Source organism: Ravibacter arvi, assembly GCF_039540405.1.
Taxonomy (GTDB): Bacteria; Bacteroidota; Bacteroidia; order Cytophagales; family Spirosomataceae; genus Ravibacter; species Ravibacter arvi.
In genome coordinates this window covers 1-19,926 of the sequence record NZ_BAABEY010000029.1, presented here as the reverse complement: position 1 = coordinate 19,926, position 19,926 = coordinate 1, and the positions used below count along the sequence as shown (strand labels likewise).

Sequence of the window (19,926 nt, the reverse complement as noted above, 5' to 3'; positions counted from 1 at the left end):
TATGTTTAAAAGTCCAGCCTGAAGCGCGCCCGGATTCCCCATTCGGATACATTCGGGTGGTCGAGATAGGAAAGGCGCTTCACCAGGTCGACGCGAATCAGTTTAAAAATATTGGCTACTCCCACGCTGGCTTCCATATAAGGCTGCCTGGAAAGCGTGTAGGTAATCGGCCGCCCCTGGTCGTCTTTGATGAATTCAAAAACGTTACCGTTTTTAAAAGCCGGGTCGTTTTCGTTCCGGAGCCCGCCGCTCAGGAGTTTGAAGCTGAATACTTCACGCCACTTCAGCCGTTTGAACAACGGGACTTTGTTAAACAGGAAGCCGTTCATGTAGTACTGCACGTTGACACCGGCCCAGTGGTCGCTCGTGAATTCCAGGAAATTCATGAGGTTGTATGAATTCAGTTGATAGGCGTAGGTTTGGTTGGCGCGGTGAATCATGAGCAGCGGGAACGGTATGCCGCCTCCGAAAATATACCCGCCTTCCAGGTCGACGTCGGCAAATCCGAGTTGGGAGAGGTAAACCCTTTTGAAAACAGAGGCATTGACGCTATGATAGGTGTTTTCGCCGCGCATCAGGCCCTTGACGCCGGAGTTGTACCGAAGTGTGTAAATGGGATACTTGTTGATGATGGGTGTCCGGTAGAGTTTGCCCTGGTAGAATTGTTCGTTGGGAGCGTAGCGGAGTTCGATCCCGATGTCGGTATTGTTAAGCTCTCTTACCAGCATCGGCGCGTCATCCGGGGTGCCTGCGAGCCGGTATTCCAACGCCCCTGCGGGCCGTTGGGCCCATTTTGTTATGGCAAACTTCACAGAAAACCTGCTGGCAAATTCTTTTACATATTCGAGCTTCAACTGATCGTTGTAAAGGTACCTGTCGTTTTTCCCGCGCTTGAACGAAAGCAGGAAGTTGTCCTCCTGGACGAATTGCAGGTCCTGACCGGGGATTTTGGTGTCCTGCTGGTAGCTCAGCCGGATGTAATGCAGCGGGAAATGGTATACGGACTTGTTATTGAGTGAGTAGGTGCCGCCGAAGAAATACTTCCATTTCTGGTCTTTAAATCCATAAGCCGCATACGATTCAAGATAATACCGTTTACTGAGCTCGGTGGTAGTCCTTCCGCCAAACCGGAGCCGGAAGCCTTCTACCTGGTTAAAGCTGTAAAAAGTATTGATCGGCCCTACTTCCACTTTCCCGAAAGATTTGTAGCCCGCGAACAAAACTGTTGCAATGTCCATCGCTCTCCGGAAAGAGGGAATCGTCTGGAGAGAATCCACATTCCGGTATATATTTTTTTCCGTTCGGTCAAGCTCGACATGGCGCGCCGTGGTCCAGTAGTAGTCGTTGTTCAGAACCGAGCTGTCGGGTTTGAATTCCCTGGGCTGACCGTAATAAAGAGCGTCGGGATGGGGACGGTTGATTTCGTAGTTCCTGAAACTGACCGTCCGCCGCCCGAGCACACCTGCGCCGCGGTCGCTGAGGGCAAACTCCATTGAAAGTGTGGTGCGTTCGGGCCTGTACCGGTTGTTTTCCAATCGGGCAAACTCAAGTTTTGCTTCAAGGCCGCGCATGAAGTTCAGGTTGATGTCCTTGTTAACCGAGAGGTAGGCGTAATTGACCGCGTAGTGACCATCCAGCGTGATGTACAGCTTTCCTTCGAAGAGCATGTCGGCCTTGTTGCGGGGAACAAACCCGAGCTCAATCAGCATGGGCTCATGGTCTCTGATGGTATCCCTGATGAAAAATTTGTAAAAAGTTGGCGCCGAGGAAGCAAGCGGACTTAGCAGCAGGTTGGTCGCAATAGAAATGTCGTTTTTGTAAATATCGATATCCTCGTAGAGCCGGTTGATGTAGCTGGTCAGTCCGTCATTATCCACGAAACGTTTGTCATATTCGGCTTTCTTTTCGGCTTTGATATACTGTTTCAGCTTGTATGGATTTTTACGGAAATAAATTTGCGAGACCTGCTCCTGCATGTAGGCGGGCAGTTGATGACGGTTTCCTTCAGCTGTAGAATCATCCTCGAAAAGGAATTGGTATTTTTTGAAGATGCCTCTTTCTACGAACTTGTCCGACAGGTTGCTGAGCGCAAGCGTGACTTTCTCGTACTGTTCATATTCTACGTAATCGTTTTTTAGAACACGATTGCTGTCTTTGTTGGCGATTACCTTACGGATGAGTTCTACCGCGGGGTTATTCCGATTCCGGTAACGGCCCCGCGCTTTTACGGTGACCTCGCTCAGCATAGAGGCGTCAACGGTCATTTTTATCTCCAACGGCTGGCGTTGCCCGTCTTGTATTTTGACTTTTTCCGTTACGTACCCAATGTAGGTAAAAACGAGCGTCTGGTGCCCGGCCGGTACGGAAATGACAAAATTGCCGTCGTCATCCGCCATGGTGCCGTTCGGCGTTCCTTCTACCAGAACGCTGGCAAATGGAAGCGTTTCTTTGGAACGCGCATCCGTTATTTTCCCTTTGACTACCTGGTTCTGGGCAGCAACAGGGAAGTGGGCTGCCAGCAACAGCAGGCCGAGAAAAAAAATCCTGGCCCTGCAAGCTTTTGCGGGCGAACAGTGTATGTTTTGATCTTTGTTGATTGATGAAATTTTCATAAAACACAGGAAACCCGGGGGCTTCCCATTTTAATTTTCAATTCTCAGAGCCATTTGTGCGCCCTGTACCAGCGGACGGTTTCGTCCATTCCTTTGTCCAGGCTGAATTGCGGATCGTATCCCAGCCCGATTCTTGCGGGCGTAATGTCACAGTACCAGTTTTCGGCAGTGAGCTCTTTTACTTTGTCTCCATTGAGTGCCGGGTATCTGCCGGAGACCGACGAGAGCCCCTCATTGAGAAGCGCGAGCGCCTTTACGAGCTGCGTGGGAACATGCAACCGGCGGGTTTTGACCCGGCTTGACCGGACAAAGGCGTCGGAAAGTGCATAACGTTCATACATGGCGCCGTCTGAAATATCGAAGCTGGCCCAGTTGCCCGGTTGTTCTTTCATCGCCAGCAAAATGGCCGAAACCAGGTCCTGTACATAGACGAACGACAGTTTTTGCGGCTTTCTGCCCATTGAAAGGTCCCACCCGCCGGCCAGCAGCCGAAATACGATCAGGAGATCTTTTTCGCCGGGGCCGTACACGGCAGTGGGCCTGATGACGGTGACCGGCAGCCCTTTAATCGCCCTGAGATAAGTTTCCGCCAGCAATTTGCTCCTGCCGTACCCGGTAACCGGGCGTGGCCTGTCGCCTTGACCGGCATAGGAAACGGGGCCGAGGGCCGCCAGGCTGCTGATCAGTACAAAGCGGCGCAGATCGATGCCGGCATTGACAACGGCTGCACCGAGGTTTTTTGTCAGTTCGGCATTGATATGATTATAGGTCTCTTGCTGCCGGGTTTTGGTAATGCCTGCATTATGGACGATGTAGGTATAGCGCTCGCGTTTGAACAGGTCCGCGAGTTCTTCCCGGTCCGCGTAGACAGGATACACTATTTTCAGACTGTCTGCCGGCGTAACCAACGAGCGGAAAAGTTCCATGCTGCTGTTTTTTCGTACAGCGGCATGGACTTCGAAACCCTTCTGCAGACATGCTTCCGTCAGATGGGATCCGATAAATCCATTAGCACCGGTAATAAGGACTTTTTCTTTCATGGGGATGAGGTGTGAGTCGTGAGGTGTGAGTCGTGAGGTGTGAGTCGTGAGGTGTGAGTCGTGAGGAGGTATTCGGTCTGTGACTTGCCCTCATAACTCATAGCTCAAAGCTCATACCTCACCCCTCACAACTCCTTTCTATACAACCGGTAGCGCCGGTATGGCTTCGCATTCAGCTTTTCAACTGCACTGGTAATGGCATGATTGTCTTCCAGCAGCCAGGAACATTCGGCGGTGTCTATTTTGGTGTTTTCCAGGTTTTTGATCAGCGTGGTGTACAGGGCGCTTTCGATTCCCAGTTTCCGGTAAGGTTCCAGTACGCCGAGCGTCAATACCCGCACGGTGGTGATGTTTTTTCGCCCGGTCAGCAGCTTGAAAAGGCCGGTCGGGAAAAGCCGCCCTTTTTTGATTTTGATGAGAATCTGGTTAATATCCGGAATCCCCAGCAACCAGGCCACCAGTTTCCCGTCTTTTTCGGCTACGAGACATGCCTCCGGGTTGATTATCAGCTTCAATTCCGCGGCAAGCCGGTTGAATTCCGCGTCGGTCATGGGGACGAATCCCAGGTTTTTATCCCAGGCCGAATTGTAGACGGCCTTTATCTGGTCCGTTTCCGATTTGAAATCCTTCATGCGGATCGGGCGGATGGTGATGCCATTTTTTTCCAACCGGTGCAGGAGCAAGTCCCGGAGCGCTACCACGCGTCCGCTGAGTTCTTCCCGCTTGATAATATAGGCCAGTAAATCGGTCCATTTTACAAGGCCGCTCTCCGTGATGAGCGCGTCGTAGTAGGCGGCGTTATAGGGCATCATGGCTACCGGCGGCCCGTCGAACCCGTTTACCAGTGTGCCGCAGGGATCGTTGGTAGACGGGTTTACCGGCCCGAGCATGGTCCCGATATTGTTGTCCCTCAGGTATCCGGCGGCAGTCTCCAGCAGCTTTGCAGCTACTTCAGGGTCGTTGATGCAATCGAAAAAGCCGAAAAAACCTTCCCGTCTCCCGACAAATGCATTGTGATTGTCGTTGATGATCGCGGCAATCCGGCCGACGATACGGTCGTTGCGTGTCGCCAGGAAAAGCTCCATTTTCGCATGCTGGAAAAACGGGTTCTTTTTCGGGGTCAGGAGCTCTTTCTGACTGATAAACAGCTCGGGAACGTAATTGCTGTCGCCGCTATACAAATCATGCGGGAAGTCGATAAAGCTGTCCAGCATGGACTTCCCCCGGACTGTAGAAATGTGGATCATACCTGTGAAAATTGCCTGGATACGCCAATCCTCTGGAACACTCTGACCATTTTATCGATGGCCTCTTCGATCTGCGAAAATGAATGGGTAGCCATCAGTGAAAACCTGATCAGGCTGTCTTCCGACTTGACCGCCGGGGAAATGACGGGATTTACAAATACGCCTTCTTCCTGGAGCTGCCTGGTCACCAGGAAAGTCAGGTGGTTGTTTCGCACGTAAACCGGTAAGATGGGGCTTTCTGTTCTGCCGATATCAAAGCCGTTTTCCAATAGCAAGGCTTTGGCGTACCTGGTGTTCACCCACAGCCTTTCCATATGGTCCGGCTCAAATTCGATGATATCCAACGCTGCGAGCGTACTGGCTGCCGCTGCGGGTGTCATGCTGGCGCTGAAAATCAACGACCGCGAACGGTGCTTCAGGTATTCGATTGTGTCGTTGTCGCTGGCAATAAAGCCACCAAGAGAGGCGAGCGATTTGCTGAAAGTGCCCATAATGAGGTGCACCTCGTCTCCCAAGCCGAAATGAGAAGCTGTTCCCGCGCCATTCTTGCCGATTACGCCGAGACTATGGGCGTCGTCGACAAGAATTGATGCGCCGTATTCGCGGGCTACCTCGGCAATATCAGGGAGCCGTGCGATGTCGCCCTCCATACTGAAAATGCCGTCAGTGGCAATTAGTTTGAGGGAATCTTCGGGTAAAAGCGCAATTTTTTTCCGGAGATCCGCGGTGTCGTTGTGTTTGAATTTAATGATTTTTGAAAACGAGAGCCTGCTGCCGTCAATAAGGGAGGCATGGTTGCTTTCGTCCATCAGGATGTAGTCCGTGCGGCCGGTAAGGCAGGACAATGCGCCCAAATTGGCCTGGTAGCCGGTGCTGTAAAGAATGGCTTTTTCTTTTCCCGTAAAGGCAGCCAACCGTGTTTCCAGTTTTTCGTGAATATCGAGTGTGCCGTTTAGAAAACGGGAACCCGCGCATCCGGAGCCATATTTTTGCTGTGCAAGCTGTCCGGCTTCTACGACTTTAGGGTGATTGGTGAGCCCCAGGTAGGAATTGGAACCAAACATCAGGACAGGCTTTCCCTGAATTTTAACGACAGTGTCCTGTCCTGAAGAAATGGTTCTGAAGTATGGGTATAGCCCGGTTTTTTTGATAGCTTCAGCGTCCTGGAACTGAGCAATCCGATTCTTTAAAATTTCATTCATGGTCTTGTTTGCCTTTGTTAATGAAACCTTAATACCGAAGTAACCTTATTGTAACAATTAGATTATTCCCGTGGTTTACTAAACGGCCCTGAATTTTCAGTTTGTCTAATTTTTTTGTCTCTTTTATCCTTAAAATCAGCGGTAGTGAGTAATTTTTTTGACTCAATAAAGTTGACAGCGAAGAGGGTGATCGCAATGGCCGCCACGAAATAGCTGAGGAGGCCCGGCGAGAAAAATTCGAGTATCAGAATTGCGGCGAGAATTAGCCGGAATTCGGTAGGCCCCATCAGCCCCGAATCAATCTGGTAGCGGTCGGCGACCTTAAACCTGAGCAAGGCAATGATCATGGACCAGCCGTACATTACCACGATGGAAAAAGCAAAAAGACTTCCCCAGCCACCCACGTAAAGTATGCCGCCGAACCCGATGAAGAACGTGCTGAGCCAATCCATTATGATGTCGAGGGAAAATCCGTACCATTTGCGCGGGATGCCGCGGTAGTAGGCAAGCCGACCGTCAAGGGAATCTCCCAGCCAGTTAATGGCTAAACCCGCAATCGCCAGCAGCAGGTAGCCCTGGTGCACATATTTGGAAAGAACAAAGGCGGTCAGCACGATCAGGCTGCCGGCAAGTCCCACGCCGGTCATAGCATCTGGGGTTATCTTCGCCGGTACGCGGCCGAGCAGGCTGGTAATGGCTGCCTGTTCATGCTTTTTAAGGAAGTTGGTCCTGGGTCTGTCGTCAAAAAGTTTCTGCGCCATCGGGGTATTGCTGGGCGTTGGAGGGAAATCGGAAATCAGAAATCGGAAATCGGAAATCGGAAATCGGGAATCAGAGATCGGAAATCGGAGGTCGGTTGGGATGCGTATGCGACCGCCTGATTTCCGATTTCCGACCTCCGATTTCCACTATGTTGATGAAGCTAATTCCATGTCCTCCTAAATCCTTCGTTTTAAATTACTGTGAACAAATTTGGGGTGTGATTTTACAAAATGATTACACATTTGGGGGGAAGCGGACAAATCGGCGGGTGAATCGAACGAACCGGAGCGGCGGCGGAAATCCCATGCGGGAGATCGGAAAGGAAGATTGCCAAAAAACATTCGTGAGCCCTGATACGGATTGCAGGTCTATTACGTTACTTTTAAATCATCGCCTTTCACGGGGTTACCGATAGCCGGCGCCAACCTTTGACCGACAGTTGATTTGTAAATGAGTCGAATCCTTAAAAGTTACCTCAAACGGTTGACCAACCTGTCGAGCCGAAATAAGTCGCTTTTGTTGACGAGGCTTGTTTCCGAACAGTTTGCAGACCTTCACGAAGTTGATTTTCTTCTTAACACGCCCTCATTCGAGGTGCTGCACCAGGTGATCCAGCGGAGGAAGCGGATTGCTCTTTGCGATGCAGTAGATCCCAGGTTTGAGCGGGTGAACCTTTTGAGCAAGCGGCTGCGGAATATTGCCCGTACCGTCGATTTCATCGAAGAGGAGCGGGGCAGCAGGAGTCTTTTTGTGGGGTATCCCTTTGTCCGGGGAAAATTCTCTACCGGGCAAGTGGTGCATGCGCCGCTGTTGTTTTTCCCGGTTTCACTGGAGTTGGACAAAGGACAGTGGTGTTTGAAATGTGACAGTGAGGCGGGAGCCCACCTTAACCGGTCGTTTGCGCTGGCTTATGGCCAATTTAACGAGGTAGCAATACCGGATGTCGTCCTCGAAGCGGATTTTGACGAGTTTCCTACAAATATTACGATTTTTAGAACCGAGCTATACAAGTGGCTGAAGGAATCCCCCTTTGTTATTAATTTCAACCAGGACTTATTCGAAGACAAGCTGAGGCATTTTGACGCCGTGAAAGCGAAAGACCTGGAGGCAATTGAAAAGTCCGGTGAGTTGAAATTATATCCGGAAGCGGTACTCGGCGTGTTTCCCCAAACCGGCTCTTACCTGGAAGAGGACTACAATTTCCTGCTGGAGCATGACGAATCGTTCTCGTTGAACGATTTTTCGGATCCTGACATTTCGGAAAGCAATATTAAAGAAGAAGACTTGCTTACCCCGTTTTCTGTCGATGCGTCGCAGGAAATGGCACAGACGAAGGTAAGGCGGGGCCAACACCTGGTAGTTCAGGGCCCGCCGGGCACCGGGAAGTCCCAGTTGATTTGCAACCTCATGGCAGATTATGCGGCCAGGGGAAAACGGGTGCTGCTGGTCTGTCAGAAACGTGCCGCGTTGGACGTGGTGGAAAGCAGGATGAAGGCCGCAGGCTTCGGCAATTTTACGGCGCTGATTCATGACCACCTCACCGACAGGTCGGCGCTTTACCGCCAGATGGCCGGCCAGATTGAGCAGCTGGAGGCTTTTCGCAAGGAAAACTATAGCCTCGACGCCGTTTACCTGGAAAGAGAATTTTTGAAAGAAAGCCGGCTGACCGATCGGCTGGTGGAAGAGCTGACGGGCTTTAAAAATGCGCTTTTTGATGACTCCGTCGCCGGCGCCAGCGTGAAAGAGCTGTATCTGACTTCCGATCCGCAGGGGCCGGACCTGGTGCTGACGAATCTTCTCAAGTCGTTTCCAATGGATAAAACCGAGGAGATCATCCGGGCAGCAGGCCGTTATTTTACCTACGCGCTGAAGTTTGATGACCACCATAGCTGGACATGGCGACGGGATTTTTCTGAGCTTAACCAGGTGGATTACAAGCGGATACAGGAGTTGATAAGGTCGTGGCCGGAAACTTTCAGCCAATTGGAAAAACGCTTTACAGATATTTTTTCGACTGGTTTATCGCGGAAATTCCTGGTTGGAACGGATCATCTCAAGGAAATTCTGGCTGAGGTTGAACGGAGCGTGAACCAGCGTAAGGTGTACGACCTTTTTGTGCGCTACCTGGCCCAACCCGCGCCGACGGCTGTATTGCTGGAGAAAATCAGCAGCCTGACCGGGCAGCTGGCGGCGCGGGAAGGCGTGGAAGGGCATTTGGAGAACGCACGACTGGAGGTGATGCTCGGAAAAGTTGAAAAGGCAGTCTCTGCCAAAAAAGAAGTTGTCGGGGGGCTTTGGTGGGATTGGTTTTCGAAAGATAAAGAAGAAGTTTCAAGGCTCTCGGGCAAACAAGGGCTCACAACAAATCTAGCCGATCTCGGCAAACTGGCCCGTCGCATTAAAAACCGGATGGCCATCGAGGACGCATTGGCGGACGATGACCTGGGATTTGACCGGAAACAAATGGTCGGAACAACCGGTATTCTACACCAGTACGGCCTGTTTCTCGACGATGCGAATGAGGCTGCCGCCGCCGTGGCCAGAACCCGCTCCAGTGAGTGGGCGGAAGTAATTACCGGCCTGGCTGCGCGCACCAGGGACGTGACCGAGTTTCAGAATCTGCTGAAATCGGCGCTTGCCTGGATCCAATCCTGGGAAAAGGCGGCAGACGAGATGGATCAGTGGCTTGTGCCGCAACAATTTAACGGGTTAGTGGCCCAGCCGGCTGCCTTTGGACAACGTCTTGCCGCTGACCTGGAAGAAGACTTTGATCACCTGGTTGAGATTGATACCATGTGGAAGGACTTTTCTCATTCCGAGCAAGTGTTAATGGAAAGGCTGAAAGAGCGCGGAAAGGAATTGAACCTTATTGCTGCCGGCGACTACCAGAGGCTTCTTGATAACAGCCTCCGGCTGGCCTGGATTGAACAGATCGAAAGAAGGTATCCCGTTCTCAGGTCGGTTTCGTCGCTGAAAATGGCACAATGGGAGGAAGACCTGCAACGCAGTGTCGAAAGAAAGCAGGCGCTCAGTGCGGAGATAGTCAGGATGAAGCTTCGCGAGGAAGTATACGGAGATGTGGAAAAAAACCGCCTCGGAAACACCGTTACTTACCGCGAAGTGCATCACCAGCTGACCAAAAAAAGAAGGATCTGGCCTATCAGGAAGCTCCTGAGCCAGTTTTCTGAAGATGTTTTCCGACTGGTTCCCTGCTGGATGGTCTCCCCGGAGTCAGCTTCCGTGATCTTCCCGATGGAGAAGGGATTTTTTGACCTCGTTATCTTCGATGAGGCGTCACAGTGTTACGCGGAGTACGCTTTGCCGGCTGCTTACCGGGGGCGACAACTCGTAGTTGCCGGCGACAGCAAACAGCTGCAGCCTACCGACCTTTACAAAGTACGGTACGAGCCGGTGGAGGACGACGAAGCACCCGCAGAGCTTGAAGCGGAGTCACTGCTCGATCTGGCCGGGATCAGTATGCCGTCCCATCAATTGAACGGCCACTACCGCAGCCTGTCCCTGGACCTTATCCAGTTTTCCAACAGGCATTTCTACGAAGGCACATTGCGGCTGCTCCCGGACTTCCAGTATGCCAATACCGCTGCTCCCGGCATCAGTTATCACAAAGTCGAAGGGCTGTGGGTAGACGGTACCAATTCGGTAGAGGCAGCCAAGGTGCTGGAACTTTTAAGAGAGCTGTCGTCGCAGTCCAAAAGTGTGGGCGTAGTAACTTTTAATTACCCGCAACAACAGCTCATTGCGCAGCGTGTGGAAGAATCCGGCCTGGTCATACCCGACCTGTTCTTCAAAAATATTGAAAACGTGCAGGGGGATGAGAGGGATGTGATTATTTTTTCGGTGGGGTATGCGCCAGACCGCGACGGCAGGCTTACTATGCAATTTGGCACCCTCAACACCCGCGGGGGAGAAAACCGGCTGAATGTCGCCGTTACACGCGCCAAAGAAAAAGTACACGTCGTGACCAGTCTTTCGCCCCATCAGCTTAAAGTGGAAAACACGCTGCACGAAGGGCCGAAGCTGCTGAAAGCTTACCTTGAATATGCCAAACGTGTGTCGGACGGTGATTTTCTGCCCTCGCCTACAGAGGTGACGGGTAAACACAGCGAATGGCTGCTAAAGAAGCAGTTGGTTAAGAAAATACCCGGCGCAATGTTCGAGCTCCCCTTCGCAGACCTGACGGTAAAGGCTGACAATTCTTACCAGGCGTTGGTCTTGACCGACGACGATCAGTATCACCATAGCACAACGCCCAAAGAACCCCACGCGTATCTGCCCATCCTGCTCAGGAAAAAAGGCTGGCCTTTTAAACGCATCTACAGCAGGGAGTTCTGGAACGGGAAGGTGTGAGCCGTGAGGTATGAGGTTTGAGCGGCTTTTACCTCATACCTCACGCCTCATACCTCACACCTCACACCTCTCAACCATTTTTCCCTTTCTGTGCGCTCGGTTGCGCCGGCAGTATCACGCAGGTCAACGCCGTTCTGATCCCAGGCCATTTGCAGGCCGACGAAGGCAAGTGCTTCGTTCAAACGGTGCTCCAGCGGTGTGGCGCCCGTGATGCATTCCTGCCAGTACCAGGGAATCTCGTGCCCGGCTACGGTTTCAGCCACCCGTACATAATCCTCATAGTGATAGCCGACAAAAGGCTTCCCGAACTCCTCCCACATGGCCCGCATCACTGTATCGAGTGATTTCCGGTGATTGGAAATTTTTCTCAGGTAGAGGTCCAGGATCAGGGCGACCAGGGCGCCTTTCTGGTATACGGAAACCTTACGCTGCGGTATACCGGCTTCGTAGCCGTCGAGCCAGAGGTCAAAAGACGATTCGGTAAGCGAAAGTGCCGCCTGCCCGGCCTGTTCAAAATGTCTTTTCAGATAGACATGGAGCTCTTTAAGGTAGGCTGCGTCGTCAAAAACGCCGGATCTTCTCAAAAACAAGTCCCCGTAATAGGTGGTGCACCCCTCCGCTACAAAACATGTGGTGAAGTAGTTTTCTCTTGTGAAATCGTAGGGAAGCAGTTCTTTTGGCCGGATTTTGATAATATTCCACGCATGGAAAAGCTCATGCGAGCTGACGCCGAGCAGATCGGTATAGAGGTTCTCGCCCTCATCGAGAGGCCCGAGCACGATCATAGTAGAATTCTGGTGTTCAACACCGTGATAGTAGGGCGTAGGCAATATCAGGTTGAGAAAATGATAGTCTTTTTCCGGGAATTCGCCCATTGCCGCTATTTGCACGTCGGTAAATGCCTTGAAATCGCGCACCAGCTTTTTGCCGTCGAAGGGCAAGCCGCCCTGGAACCACACGTTAAAAGGTATCCCGTGACTTACATAGCTGAGCTTCTGCAGCTGCGGTGACGCCAGCAGGGGGCTGTCTACCAGCTGGTAAAAATCGCGGGCAGACAGTCTTCGGGGTGCGGTTTGGGGCAGGCCGCAGGCAACCTGGTAATGGTCGGGCAGGTCGAGGTCTATCGTACACGGCTCGTCAATACGTCCTTCGGTGTACAGACAAAAATTGATAAAATTCAGGTAACAGAAGCTTGTATCCAGGTAGCTGCTCCCTGCGTTTTGCTGGTTCGCGTAGTACGAGTAGGTAATGGTCACCGTTTCGCAGCCGGCAGTCCGGAGCTTCCAGCGATCTTTGGTTATTTTGTGAAGTGAAATTGAGTTACCTTTGTGGTCCTTTGCCGAGAACGTACGGATGTTCTTTGCAAAATTCTGCAGTTCATAGCGCCCGGGCCGCCAGGCAGGGAGCTGGACTTCCAGGTAATCGCCGCCTGGGCCGGGAATGGTGTATTGAATTTCGAGAAAATGAGATTCCGGGTGCGGGGCTGATATCAGGTAATGCATTATGATAATTGAAAATGGACGAAACAAAAGGAGTACCTGTTTCGTTTGATGACAAGAACTTATAACTCCTTCTCATACGTGTTAATCGGATGACAAAAATAAAAAGACATTTCTTTCCGGCAGCATGGTTGCTGCTGTTTACCCTGGCTGCAAGGGTCGGATTTGGACAGGAAGAATATTTTAAGATTGAAGATAAGGAAAAGAAGACCGGCGTAACCCGGGCCGAAGCCGCCAGGGAGATCGAGCGACCGGAAACGGGAAGCGGGAAGTTTGCCGATAAGCTTCGGTTGGGTGGCAGCTTCGGATTGCGGCTGGGGTCGTATACAAACATTAACCTGTCGCCAATGGCCGGCGTAGCCCTCACCGACAATTTTGTGATGGGCCTCGGCGCAACCTATATGTATGTAAGGAGCAGCTATTATATCCCTACGAGCAATGATCATTTTTACGGAGCCAGAGCCTTTGCACGGTACAATTTCTTGCCGATGATTCACCTCCATGCCGAACATGAAATGATGAATGTGTCGTTTTACAACCACGGCTACGGAAAATATCAATTTGTCGATAAAGAGTTTCCGCGCAGGTGGATACACTCGCCGATGTTGGGAATAGGCTATACGCAGCCGTTGGAAGGGAAGCTGGTTCGGGGAATTCACGCTACGCTGTTGTATAACTTCAATTACAACAACCATATTAATCCCTCAATCAACTACGATCCAAGGTTTTTTAACCCGAGCATGAGCCAGCGGAATATTTCTCCCTATGCCAGCCCGATCGTTTTCAGAGTAACGATATTGTAAGGAGGTGTGAGGTGTGAGCCATGAGGTTTGAGCGGCTAGTACCTCATACCTCACACCTCACCCCCCCAAATTAAACAAACATTACCATTGGAGAATCCGGTACTCATTTTTGGCGCAGGTGCTTTGGGGCACCAGGTTTATGACATTTTTCGGAACAACAACGTTCTGGTTTACGGTTTTCTGGACGATGACAAAGCATTGCAGGGTACCGAGATAGGAGAGGTGAGTGTACTGGGTGATACCGATGACGGTGGTTTTCTGAAGGTAATTGGCCAGAAATGCGAGGCATTTGTAGCGATAGGCGAGCGACCGGTAAGGCAGCAGATTACCGAAATGTTGCTGTCGAGGCGGAAAACCATGCCGGTGAATGCCATTCATGGTACTGCTGTCATTTCTGACCAGGCCGCAATGGGTCACGGAAACCTGCTGGGGGCGGGGACGGTAGTTTCGGCAAAATGCCGGATCGGGCATCACAATATTATCCAGATCGGCACTATCCTGGAACCAGGGGTTGTTGTCGGTGACTTTGTGAATATTGGCAGCGGGAGCGTGATTGCGAGCGGCGTCGAAATTGGTGCGGAAGTATTTATCGGCCCGGGGGTGACCATCGTGTCAGGCGTGAAAATAGGCGCAGGCGCCAGGATCGGAGCCGGCTCAGTAGTGGTCAGCGAAGTCCCCGAGGGCGCCACCTTCTTCGGGAACCCGGCGAAAAAGGTTTGAGGTATGAGGGGTGAGCTGTGAGGTAGGGGGCGATCCAGGCGGCAGGCTCATACCTCACAGCTCACACCTCACCCCCCAAAACCTATTTCTCTCAAATTGTTTGAAAACTAAATAACTAACTCATATCTTTGCACTCCTTTTTAGGGATACTGTGGAAGAGCTGAAAAAATATAACATCGATATTGTCGGGCTGGCTGAGCGGGAGCATGTATTTCATTATACATCAGGAGATGGCTTTTTTCAGGAATTTGAGCAGGATTTAATCGAAAAAGGGAGGTTTGAGGCGGACCTGGTCCTGCAGAAATCATCGACGATGATCCGGCTTGATTTTAAGATCAGCGGGGTAGTCGGCCAGGTTTGTGACCGCACGCTGGAGCCTTATGACGAGCACTTTGAGACTGAAAACCGTATTTTTCTGAAATTCGGTGACCGGGACGAGGAGCTGACGGATGAAATTGAAATGATACAGCGGAACACAGCCCGTATCAACGTAGCCAGGTACGTATATGATTTCATCGCCCTGGCGTTGCCGGTAAAGAAGTTGCATCCGCGGCTTCGATCCGACGAAAATGGGGAAGAGGAGGAAGTACTGGTTTACGGCACTTCGGCAGATTCGCCCAAAGGGGAAACGGCTTCATCTGAAGAGGATATAGACCCGAGATGGGCAGCATTAAAAGGTATTAAACAGGAAAAATAGTAATAGATCAAAGGTTATGGCACATCCAAAACGAAGACATTCATCGACCCGCCGTGATAAACGCAGAACGCATGATGCATTGACTTCCAAGCAGTTGTCAGTAGATTCTGCAACTGGTGAAACGCACCAGTCGCACCGCGCTCACGTACACGAGGGCAACCTTTACTACAAAGGAAAAGTTGTAGTAGAAGGCTATGCTAAAACAGTCTGATTTACAGGCGATAATTTCTTTTAAATTCGCAACAACTAACAAAAGTTGTTGCGGATTTCTTTATTACTTCGAATCAACTGCTAATTTTACGAGCGTTATCTCATTCCAATATAACCGCGATAAATGAAAATTGCAGTAGACGCCATGGGCGGTGATTATGCACCGACAGCGATAATTGAGGGTGTCATAGCGGCAATACCTGACCTGGAGGCAGACGCAGTAGTGGTGCTGATAGGCGACGAGCAGGTGGTACGCCCCATGTTGGAGAAGTACCCGGTGCCTGAGGGAAGAGTCGAAATTGTACACGCTCCGGAAGTAATAGAGATGGGGGAACACCCCACCAAGGCGCTTACCCAAAAACCCGCCTCCAGTATTTCAATCGGTTTCAAGCTTCTGAAGGAAGGGGCTGTCAATATCTTTTGCAGTGCCGGCAATACAGGCGCCATGACAGTTGGCGCTTTGTTCAGTATCAAGGCAATTGAGGGGCTGCTCCGCCCGGCAATTGCAGGCATTGTTCCCCAGATCGACGGTTCCCAGTCCATTATGCTGGACATCGGCGCAAATGCCGATTGCAAGCCTGAAACCCTTGCCCAGTTCGGGGAAATCGGGTCCATCTACTACAAGTATACTTTTAACGTGGAGAAACCGCGTGTCGCCCTGATGAATATCGGGGAGGAAGACCAGAAAGGTTCTCTGGTGGCCCAGGCCGCTCACGTGCTCCTCAGGGACAACAAGAAAATTAACTTTATCGGCAACATAGAAGGCAAGGACTTTTTTACCAATAAAGCCGATGTGATCGTTACTGATGGATTTACCGGCAACATTATGTACAAGCTCGGTGAATCGCTCTACCCGATTTCCAAAATCAGGGGTTTTAAAGACCAGTTTATCGATCAGACTAATTATGAGGCTATAGGGGGAAGTCCGGTTTTGGGCGTAAACGGCAATGTGATGATCGCACATGGTGTTTCGTCCCCTTTGGCGATTCGTAATATGCTTGGCCTGGCTTACCGGCAGGTTAAGGCGGACGCCTATCGCCATATTGTAAAAGCTCTTTCGTAACCGGTAGCAAACGATTAGTACGTTAAGTAAGGAATTATGACCCAAATTAAGGCTGCGATTACAGGCGTTCAAGGCTATTTGCCTCCTGACATTCTGACTAATGCAGATTTGGAGAAGATAGTAGACACCAACGATGAATGGATCGTATCGCGGACAGGGATCAAACAGCGACATATTTTAAGAGGAGAAGGCCTCGGAACTTCGCACATGGCGGTGGAAGCCGCCAGGGGCTTGCTGAAGAAAACGAATACTGCTCCTGAAGAGGTAGACCTCATTATCTGCGCCACTGTCACGCCCGATTTTATTTTCCCCTCAACCGCAAACCTGGTTTGCGATATGCTAGGAATTAAGAACATCGGAAGCTTCGATGTGCAGGCGGCCTGTTCGGGTTTCATTTACGCACTTTCTACCGGTGCGCAATTCATTGAAACCGGAAAATATAAAAAAGTAGTGGTTATTGGCGCCGACAAAATGTCGTCGATCATAGACTACAAAGACCGGACCACCTGTGTGTTGTTCGGTGACGGCGCCGGAGCGGTAATGCTCGAACCCGGTACCGAAGGCAACGGCATCATAGATACCCTGCTCCGTTCGGACGGGGGCGGGCTGCCGTACCTCAACCAGAAAGGAGGCGGGAGCCGCTATCCGCCTTCACACGAGACCATTGATGCACGCTGGCATTATGTCTACCAGGACGGCCCGCAGGTATTCAAGTACGCCGTGAAAAATATGGCAGACGCCGCGGCGGAAATCATGGAGCGTAATCACCTCAGCGGTGACGACGTGAATTGGCTCGTACCGCATCAGGCTAACAAAAGAATTATAGATGCCACCGCAAACCGCATGGGTGTCGGCTCCGAAAAAGTAATGATGAACATTGAGCGCTATGGAAACACCACGGCTGCTACGATTCCATTGTGTCTCTGGGATTACGAGAAACAACTTCATAAGGGCGACAACCTCATCCTGGCGGCTTTTGGTGGAGGATTCACCTGGGGGTCAGCCTATATCAGGTGGGCATATTAAATAGATTGGTAATAATTCGGTATCCGGCAAACTACCCGCCGGTTCATTTCAAAGAGACTCTAAATTATGGCAACGACGTCTGACATTCGCAATGGTCTGGTGATCAATTTCAATCACGATCTTTTTCAGATTATTGAGTTCCAGCACGTAAAACCTGGTAAAGGAAACGCTTTCGTAAGGACAAGGCTGCGCAGCCTTACTACAGGCAGGGTCCTGGATAACACTTTCAACGCCGGAGCAAGCATTTATCCCGTGCGCGTTGAGCGGCATAAGTTTCAGTACCTGTACCGTGATGAGCTCGGGTTCAATTTCATGAATTCCGAGACGTTCGAACAGGTTTTGATTGACGAAAAGCTGATTGAAAACGCGGATCTTATGAAAGAAGGCCAGGAAGTTGAAATCCTGATCAATACTGAAAACGAACAACCGCTTACCTGTGAGCTTCCTTCATCGGTAGAGCTTGAGGTAACTTACGCCGAGCCGGGGATACGCGGTGATACGGCCAACTCTCCTAAAAAGTCTGTGGAAGTGGAAACAGGTGCGAAAATTATGGTTCCTTTGTTTATCGAGCAAGGGACGCGCATCCGGGTGGACACCAAAACTTACGAATATCTTGAAAGGGTAAAATAATACCCACCCCGCTGAAAGATTTATATAAGACGTTTTTTGTGACTATGGAAACGAAAGAAATTCAAAAATTGCTTGATTTTATCGCTAATTCCGGGTTGGACGAAGTGATTATCGAGACTTCGGAATTGAAGGTGAAGGTAAAGCGCAATTCTACCGTGCAAACGGTTGCTGTGGGAGTTCCCGCTCCCCAGGCTGTTGCAGCACCGGTCGTTCAATCAGTAGCCGCTGCGCCTGCTGTCCGGAAAGAAACGCCTGCTGAAGAGGCGCCGGCCGAGAAGGCGGATTCGAAAATTGTTACCATCAAATCTCCCATGATCGGTACGTTCTACCGGGCTTCCAGCCCCGAATCTCCGCTTTTTGTTAATGTTGGCGACGAAATCAAGCCCGGCAAGGTAGTGTGTGTGATTGAGGCGATGAAGCTTTTCAATGAAATCGAGTCGGAGTTGTCGGGTAAAATCGTGAAGGTGCTGGTGGAGAACGCCACACCTGTAGAATTTGACCAGCCGCTGTTCCAGGTTGAACTCGCCTGAGCAGGGATCTAAGGAGATCTCTTCCTTTTGAAGAAGATTTGGTTCTACTAGAGATTTGCATGGATTATGTTTAAAAAGATACTTATAGCTAACAGGGGCGAAATCGCCCTCCGGATTATTCGCACCTGCCGGGAAATGGGAATTAAGACCGTGGCGGTGTATTCCGTGGCGGATCGTGAAAGCCTTCATGTAAAATTTGCGGATGAGGCTGTTTGTATCGGTCCGGCGGTTAGCAGGCAGTCTTATCTGAATATTCTGAATATTATTTCTGCCGCCGAAATCACCGGCGCTGATGCTATTCACCCGGGTTACGGGTTCCTTTCGGAGAATGCCGAATTTTCTCAAATCTGCCAGGATTACGGCATTAAATTTATCGGCGCCTCGGCCGATCAGATCAATGCCATGGGCGACAAGGCTACGGCCAAGAAGACCATGCGCGAGGCAGGCGTACCGGTGATACCCGGGTCGGAAGGGTTGCTCAACTCAATCGAAGAAGGGGTGGAGCTTGCGAAGCAGATCAAATACCCGGTAATCCTGAAAGCCACTGCTGGCGGCGGCGGACGCGGAATGCGGATTGTGAACAAGGAGAGCGAGTTCGAGAAGGCCTGGAACGACGCCCGTAACGAAGCGGGAGCTGCATTCGGCAACGACGGCCTCTACCTTGAAAAGTTCATCGAAGAGCCGCGCCACATCGAGATACAGATTGTGGGCGACCAATACGGGAATGTGAGTCACCTGTCAGAAAGAGACTGCTCTATTCAGCGCCGCCATCAAAAGCTGGTAGAAGAAACGCCTTCACCGATAGTTTCGCCGGAGTTACGGGAGAAAATGGGTGCGGCCGCTATAAAAGGCGCCAAGGCAATCGCCTATGAGGGGGCCGGGACTGTAGAGTTCCTGGTAGACAAATACGGGGAGTTTTATTTTATGGAAATGAATACCCGTATCCAGGTGGAGCATCCGATTACGGAAGAGGTAACGGATTTCGACCTGATCAAAGAACAGATTAAAGTTGCCGCCGGCGAGAAGGTGTCGGGTAAAAATTATTTCCCGAAGTTGTTTGCTATGGAATGCCGGATCAATGCGGAGGATCCGGGGGCGAACTTCCGGCCCAATCCCGGCAAAATCACCAACCTGCATTTCCCGGGCGGCCACGGCGTGCGTATAGACAGCCATGTATACGGCGGCTATACCATCCCGCCAAATTATGACTCCATGATCGCCAAGGTGATTGTGAGCGGTCAGTCACGCGAGGAAGTCATTACACGCATGAAGCGTGCACTGCAGGAATTCGTTATTGAAGGCATTAAAACGACCATTCCTTTCCATATCCGCCTCATGGACGACCCCTCGTTCAATTCCGGGCAATTCACCACGAAATTTTTGGAGGGATTTGATTTTGAAGGGTTGTAATACCCACTTGTGAGACCAAAGAAAAAGGGCGCCATACAGCCAGTCGTGGTCGGAAGATTTTTTCTTCCGACTTTTTCATTTTTCAGATATTCAATATTATTACCTTA

The 19,926-nt window shown here is 50.9% G+C and carries 16 protein-coding genes; 10 read left to right on the top strand and 6 right to left on the bottom strand.

Annotated features, from left to right (window positions below; genetic code table 11):
- Window positions 1-5: 5 nt before the first annotated feature.
- The 5 genes from ABD852_RS16280 to ABD852_RS16260 all read right to left on the bottom strand — a co-directional run bounded on the left by ABD852_RS16280 (window position 6) and on the right by ABD852_RS16260 (window position 6,862).
- Window positions 6-2,612 carry a DUF5686 and carboxypeptidase-like regulatory domain-containing protein gene (locus tag ABD852_RS16280; protein WP_345030811.1) on the bottom strand — a complete coding sequence of 869 codons (2,607 nt, stop codon included), beginning with the start codon at window positions 2,610-2,612 and terminating at the stop codon, window positions 6-8.
- A gap of 44 nt (window positions 2,613-2,656) precedes the next feature.
- On the bottom strand, window positions 2,657-3,652 hold the full coding sequence (locus tag ABD852_RS16275) for an NAD-dependent epimerase/dehydratase family protein (protein WP_345030808.1): 996 nt from the start codon (window positions 3,650-3,652) through the stop codon (window positions 2,657-2,659).
- Between the two features lie 125 nt (window positions 3,653-3,777).
- Window positions 3,778-4,899 carry a GNAT family N-acetyltransferase gene (locus ABD852_RS16270; RefSeq protein ID WP_345030805.1) on the bottom strand — a complete coding sequence of 374 codons (1,122 nt, stop codon included), beginning with the start codon at window positions 4,897-4,899 and terminating at the stop codon, window positions 3,778-3,780.
- Window positions 4,896-6,101 carry a serine palmitoyltransferase gene (gene spt / locus ABD852_RS16265; RefSeq protein ID WP_345030802.1) on the bottom strand — a complete coding sequence of 402 codons (1,206 nt, stop codon included), beginning with the start codon at window positions 6,099-6,101 and terminating at the stop codon, window positions 4,896-4,898. Before spt ends, ABD852_RS16270 begins: the two co-directional genes overlap by 4 nt.
- Window positions 6,102-6,163: 62 nt before the next feature.
- Complete coding sequence (locus ABD852_RS16260; RefSeq protein WP_345030799.1) at window positions 6,164-6,862, bottom strand: CDP-alcohol phosphatidyltransferase family protein; 699 nt, start codon at window positions 6,860-6,862, stop codon at window positions 6,164-6,166.
- Between the two features lie 451 nt (window positions 6,863-7,313).
- On the opposite strand from ABD852_RS16260, the gene ABD852_RS16255 reads away from it, so the two are divergent.
- On the top strand, window positions 7,314-11,231 hold the full coding sequence (locus ABD852_RS16255; protein ID WP_345030796.1) for an AAA domain-containing protein: 3,918 nt from the start codon (window positions 7,314-7,316) through the stop codon (window positions 11,229-11,231).
- Window positions 11,232-11,278: 47 nt separating this feature from the next.
- On the opposite strand, the gene ABD852_RS16250 is transcribed toward ABD852_RS16255, so the two are convergent.
- Complete coding sequence (locus ABD852_RS16250) at window positions 11,279-12,733, bottom strand: M61 family metallopeptidase (protein ID WP_345030794.1); 1,455 nt, start codon at window positions 12,731-12,733, stop codon at window positions 11,279-11,281.
- Between the two features lie 89 nt (window positions 12,734-12,822).
- On the opposite strand from ABD852_RS16250, the gene ABD852_RS16245 reads away from it, so the two are divergent.
- The 9 genes from ABD852_RS16245 to accC all read left to right on the top strand — a co-directional run bounded on the left by ABD852_RS16245 (window position 12,823) and on the right by accC (window position 19,819).
- Entirely contained in the window at window positions 12,823-13,533 is a 711-nt protein-coding gene (locus tag ABD852_RS16245; RefSeq protein WP_345030792.1) for a hypothetical protein, read from the top strand.
- Between the two features lie 87 nt (window positions 13,534-13,620).
- Window positions 13,621-14,253 (top strand): acetyltransferase, encoded by a 633-nt coding sequence (locus tag ABD852_RS16240; protein WP_345030791.1) that lies wholly within the window; start codon window positions 13,621-13,623, stop codon window positions 14,251-14,253.
- Window positions 14,254-14,404: 151 nt separating this feature from the next.
- A complete protein-coding gene (locus tag ABD852_RS16235; protein WP_345030789.1) occupies window positions 14,405-14,950 on the top strand; it encodes a YceD family protein in 546 nt (181 codons plus the stop codon).
- Window positions 14,951-14,966: 16 nt separating this feature from the next.
- Entirely contained in the window at window positions 14,967-15,161 is a 195-nt protein-coding gene (gene rpmF, locus ABD852_RS16230) for a 50S ribosomal protein L32 (RefSeq protein ID WP_345030787.1), read from the top strand.
- Between the two features lie 123 nt (window positions 15,162-15,284).
- Entirely contained in the window at window positions 15,285-16,223 is a 939-nt protein-coding gene (gene plsX, locus ABD852_RS16225) for a phosphate acyltransferase PlsX (protein WP_345030785.1), read from the top strand.
- Between the two features lie 36 nt (window positions 16,224-16,259).
- A complete protein-coding gene (locus tag ABD852_RS16220) occupies window positions 16,260-17,249 on the top strand; it encodes a beta-ketoacyl-ACP synthase III (RefSeq protein WP_345030783.1) in 990 nt (329 codons plus the stop codon).
- A gap of 66 nt (window positions 17,250-17,315) precedes the next feature.
- Window positions 17,316-17,879: an elongation factor P gene (efp, locus tag ABD852_RS16215; RefSeq protein WP_345030780.1), complete on the top strand. Its 564-nt coding sequence runs from the start codon at window positions 17,316-17,318 to the stop codon at window positions 17,877-17,879.
- 44 nt (window positions 17,880-17,923) lie between these two features.
- Entirely contained in the window at window positions 17,924-18,409 is a 486-nt protein-coding gene (accB, locus tag ABD852_RS16210; RefSeq protein WP_345030778.1) for an acetyl-CoA carboxylase biotin carboxyl carrier protein, read from the top strand.
- 66 nt (window positions 18,410-18,475) lie between these two features.
- On the top strand, window positions 18,476-19,819 hold the full coding sequence (gene accC, locus ABD852_RS16205) for an acetyl-CoA carboxylase biotin carboxylase subunit (RefSeq protein ID WP_345030777.1): 1,344 nt from the start codon (window positions 18,476-18,478) through the stop codon (window positions 19,817-19,819).
- Window positions 19,820-19,926: the final 107 nt, after the last annotated feature.

Bases quoted from the DNA above. Each gene is read 5' to 3' on its own strand.
- ABD852_RS16255 (WP_345030796.1), top strand. From the start codon at position 7,314: ATGAGTCGAATCCTTAAAAGTTACCTCAAACGGTTGACCAACCTGTCG.
- rpmF (WP_345030787.1), top strand. From the start codon at position 14,967: ATGGCACATCCAAAACGAAGACATTCATCGACCCGCCGTGATAAACGC.
- ABD852_RS16250 (WP_345030794.1), bottom strand. From the start codon at position 12,733: ATGCATTACCTGATATCAGCCCCGCACCCGGAATCTCATTTTCTCGAA.
- ABD852_RS16245 (WP_345030792.1), top strand. From the start codon at position 12,823: ATGACAAAAATAAAAAGACATTTCTTTCCGGCAGCATGGTTGCTGCTG.
- plsX (WP_345030785.1), top strand. From the start codon at position 15,285: ATGAAAATTGCAGTAGACGCCATGGGCGGTGATTATGCACCGACAGCG.
- efp (WP_345030780.1), top strand. From the start codon at position 17,316: ATGGCAACGACGTCTGACATTCGCAATGGTCTGGTGATCAATTTCAAT.
- ABD852_RS16280 (WP_345030811.1), bottom strand. From the start codon at position 2,612: ATGAAAATTTCATCAATCAACAAAGATCAAAACATACACTGTTCGCCC.
- spt (WP_345030802.1), bottom strand. From the start codon at position 6,101: ATGAATGAAATTTTAAAGAATCGGATTGCTCAGTTCCAGGACGCTGAA.
- ABD852_RS16220 (WP_345030783.1), top strand. From the start codon at position 16,260: ATGACCCAAATTAAGGCTGCGATTACAGGCGTTCAAGGCTATTTGCCT.
- ABD852_RS16260 (WP_345030799.1), bottom strand. From the start codon at position 6,862: ATGGCGCAGAAACTTTTTGACGACAGACCCAGGACCAACTTCCTTAAA.
- ABD852_RS16275 (WP_345030808.1), bottom strand. From the start codon at position 3,652: ATGAAAGAAAAAGTCCTTATTACCGGTGCTAATGGATTTATCGGATCC.
- accB (WP_345030778.1), top strand. From the start codon at position 17,924: ATGGAAACGAAAGAAATTCAAAAATTGCTTGATTTTATCGCTAATTCC.
- accC (WP_345030777.1), top strand. From the start codon at position 18,476: ATGTTTAAAAAGATACTTATAGCTAACAGGGGCGAAATCGCCCTCCGG.
- ABD852_RS16270 (WP_345030805.1), bottom strand. From the start codon at position 4,899: ATGATCCACATTTCTACAGTCCGGGGGAAGTCCATGCTGGACAGCTTT.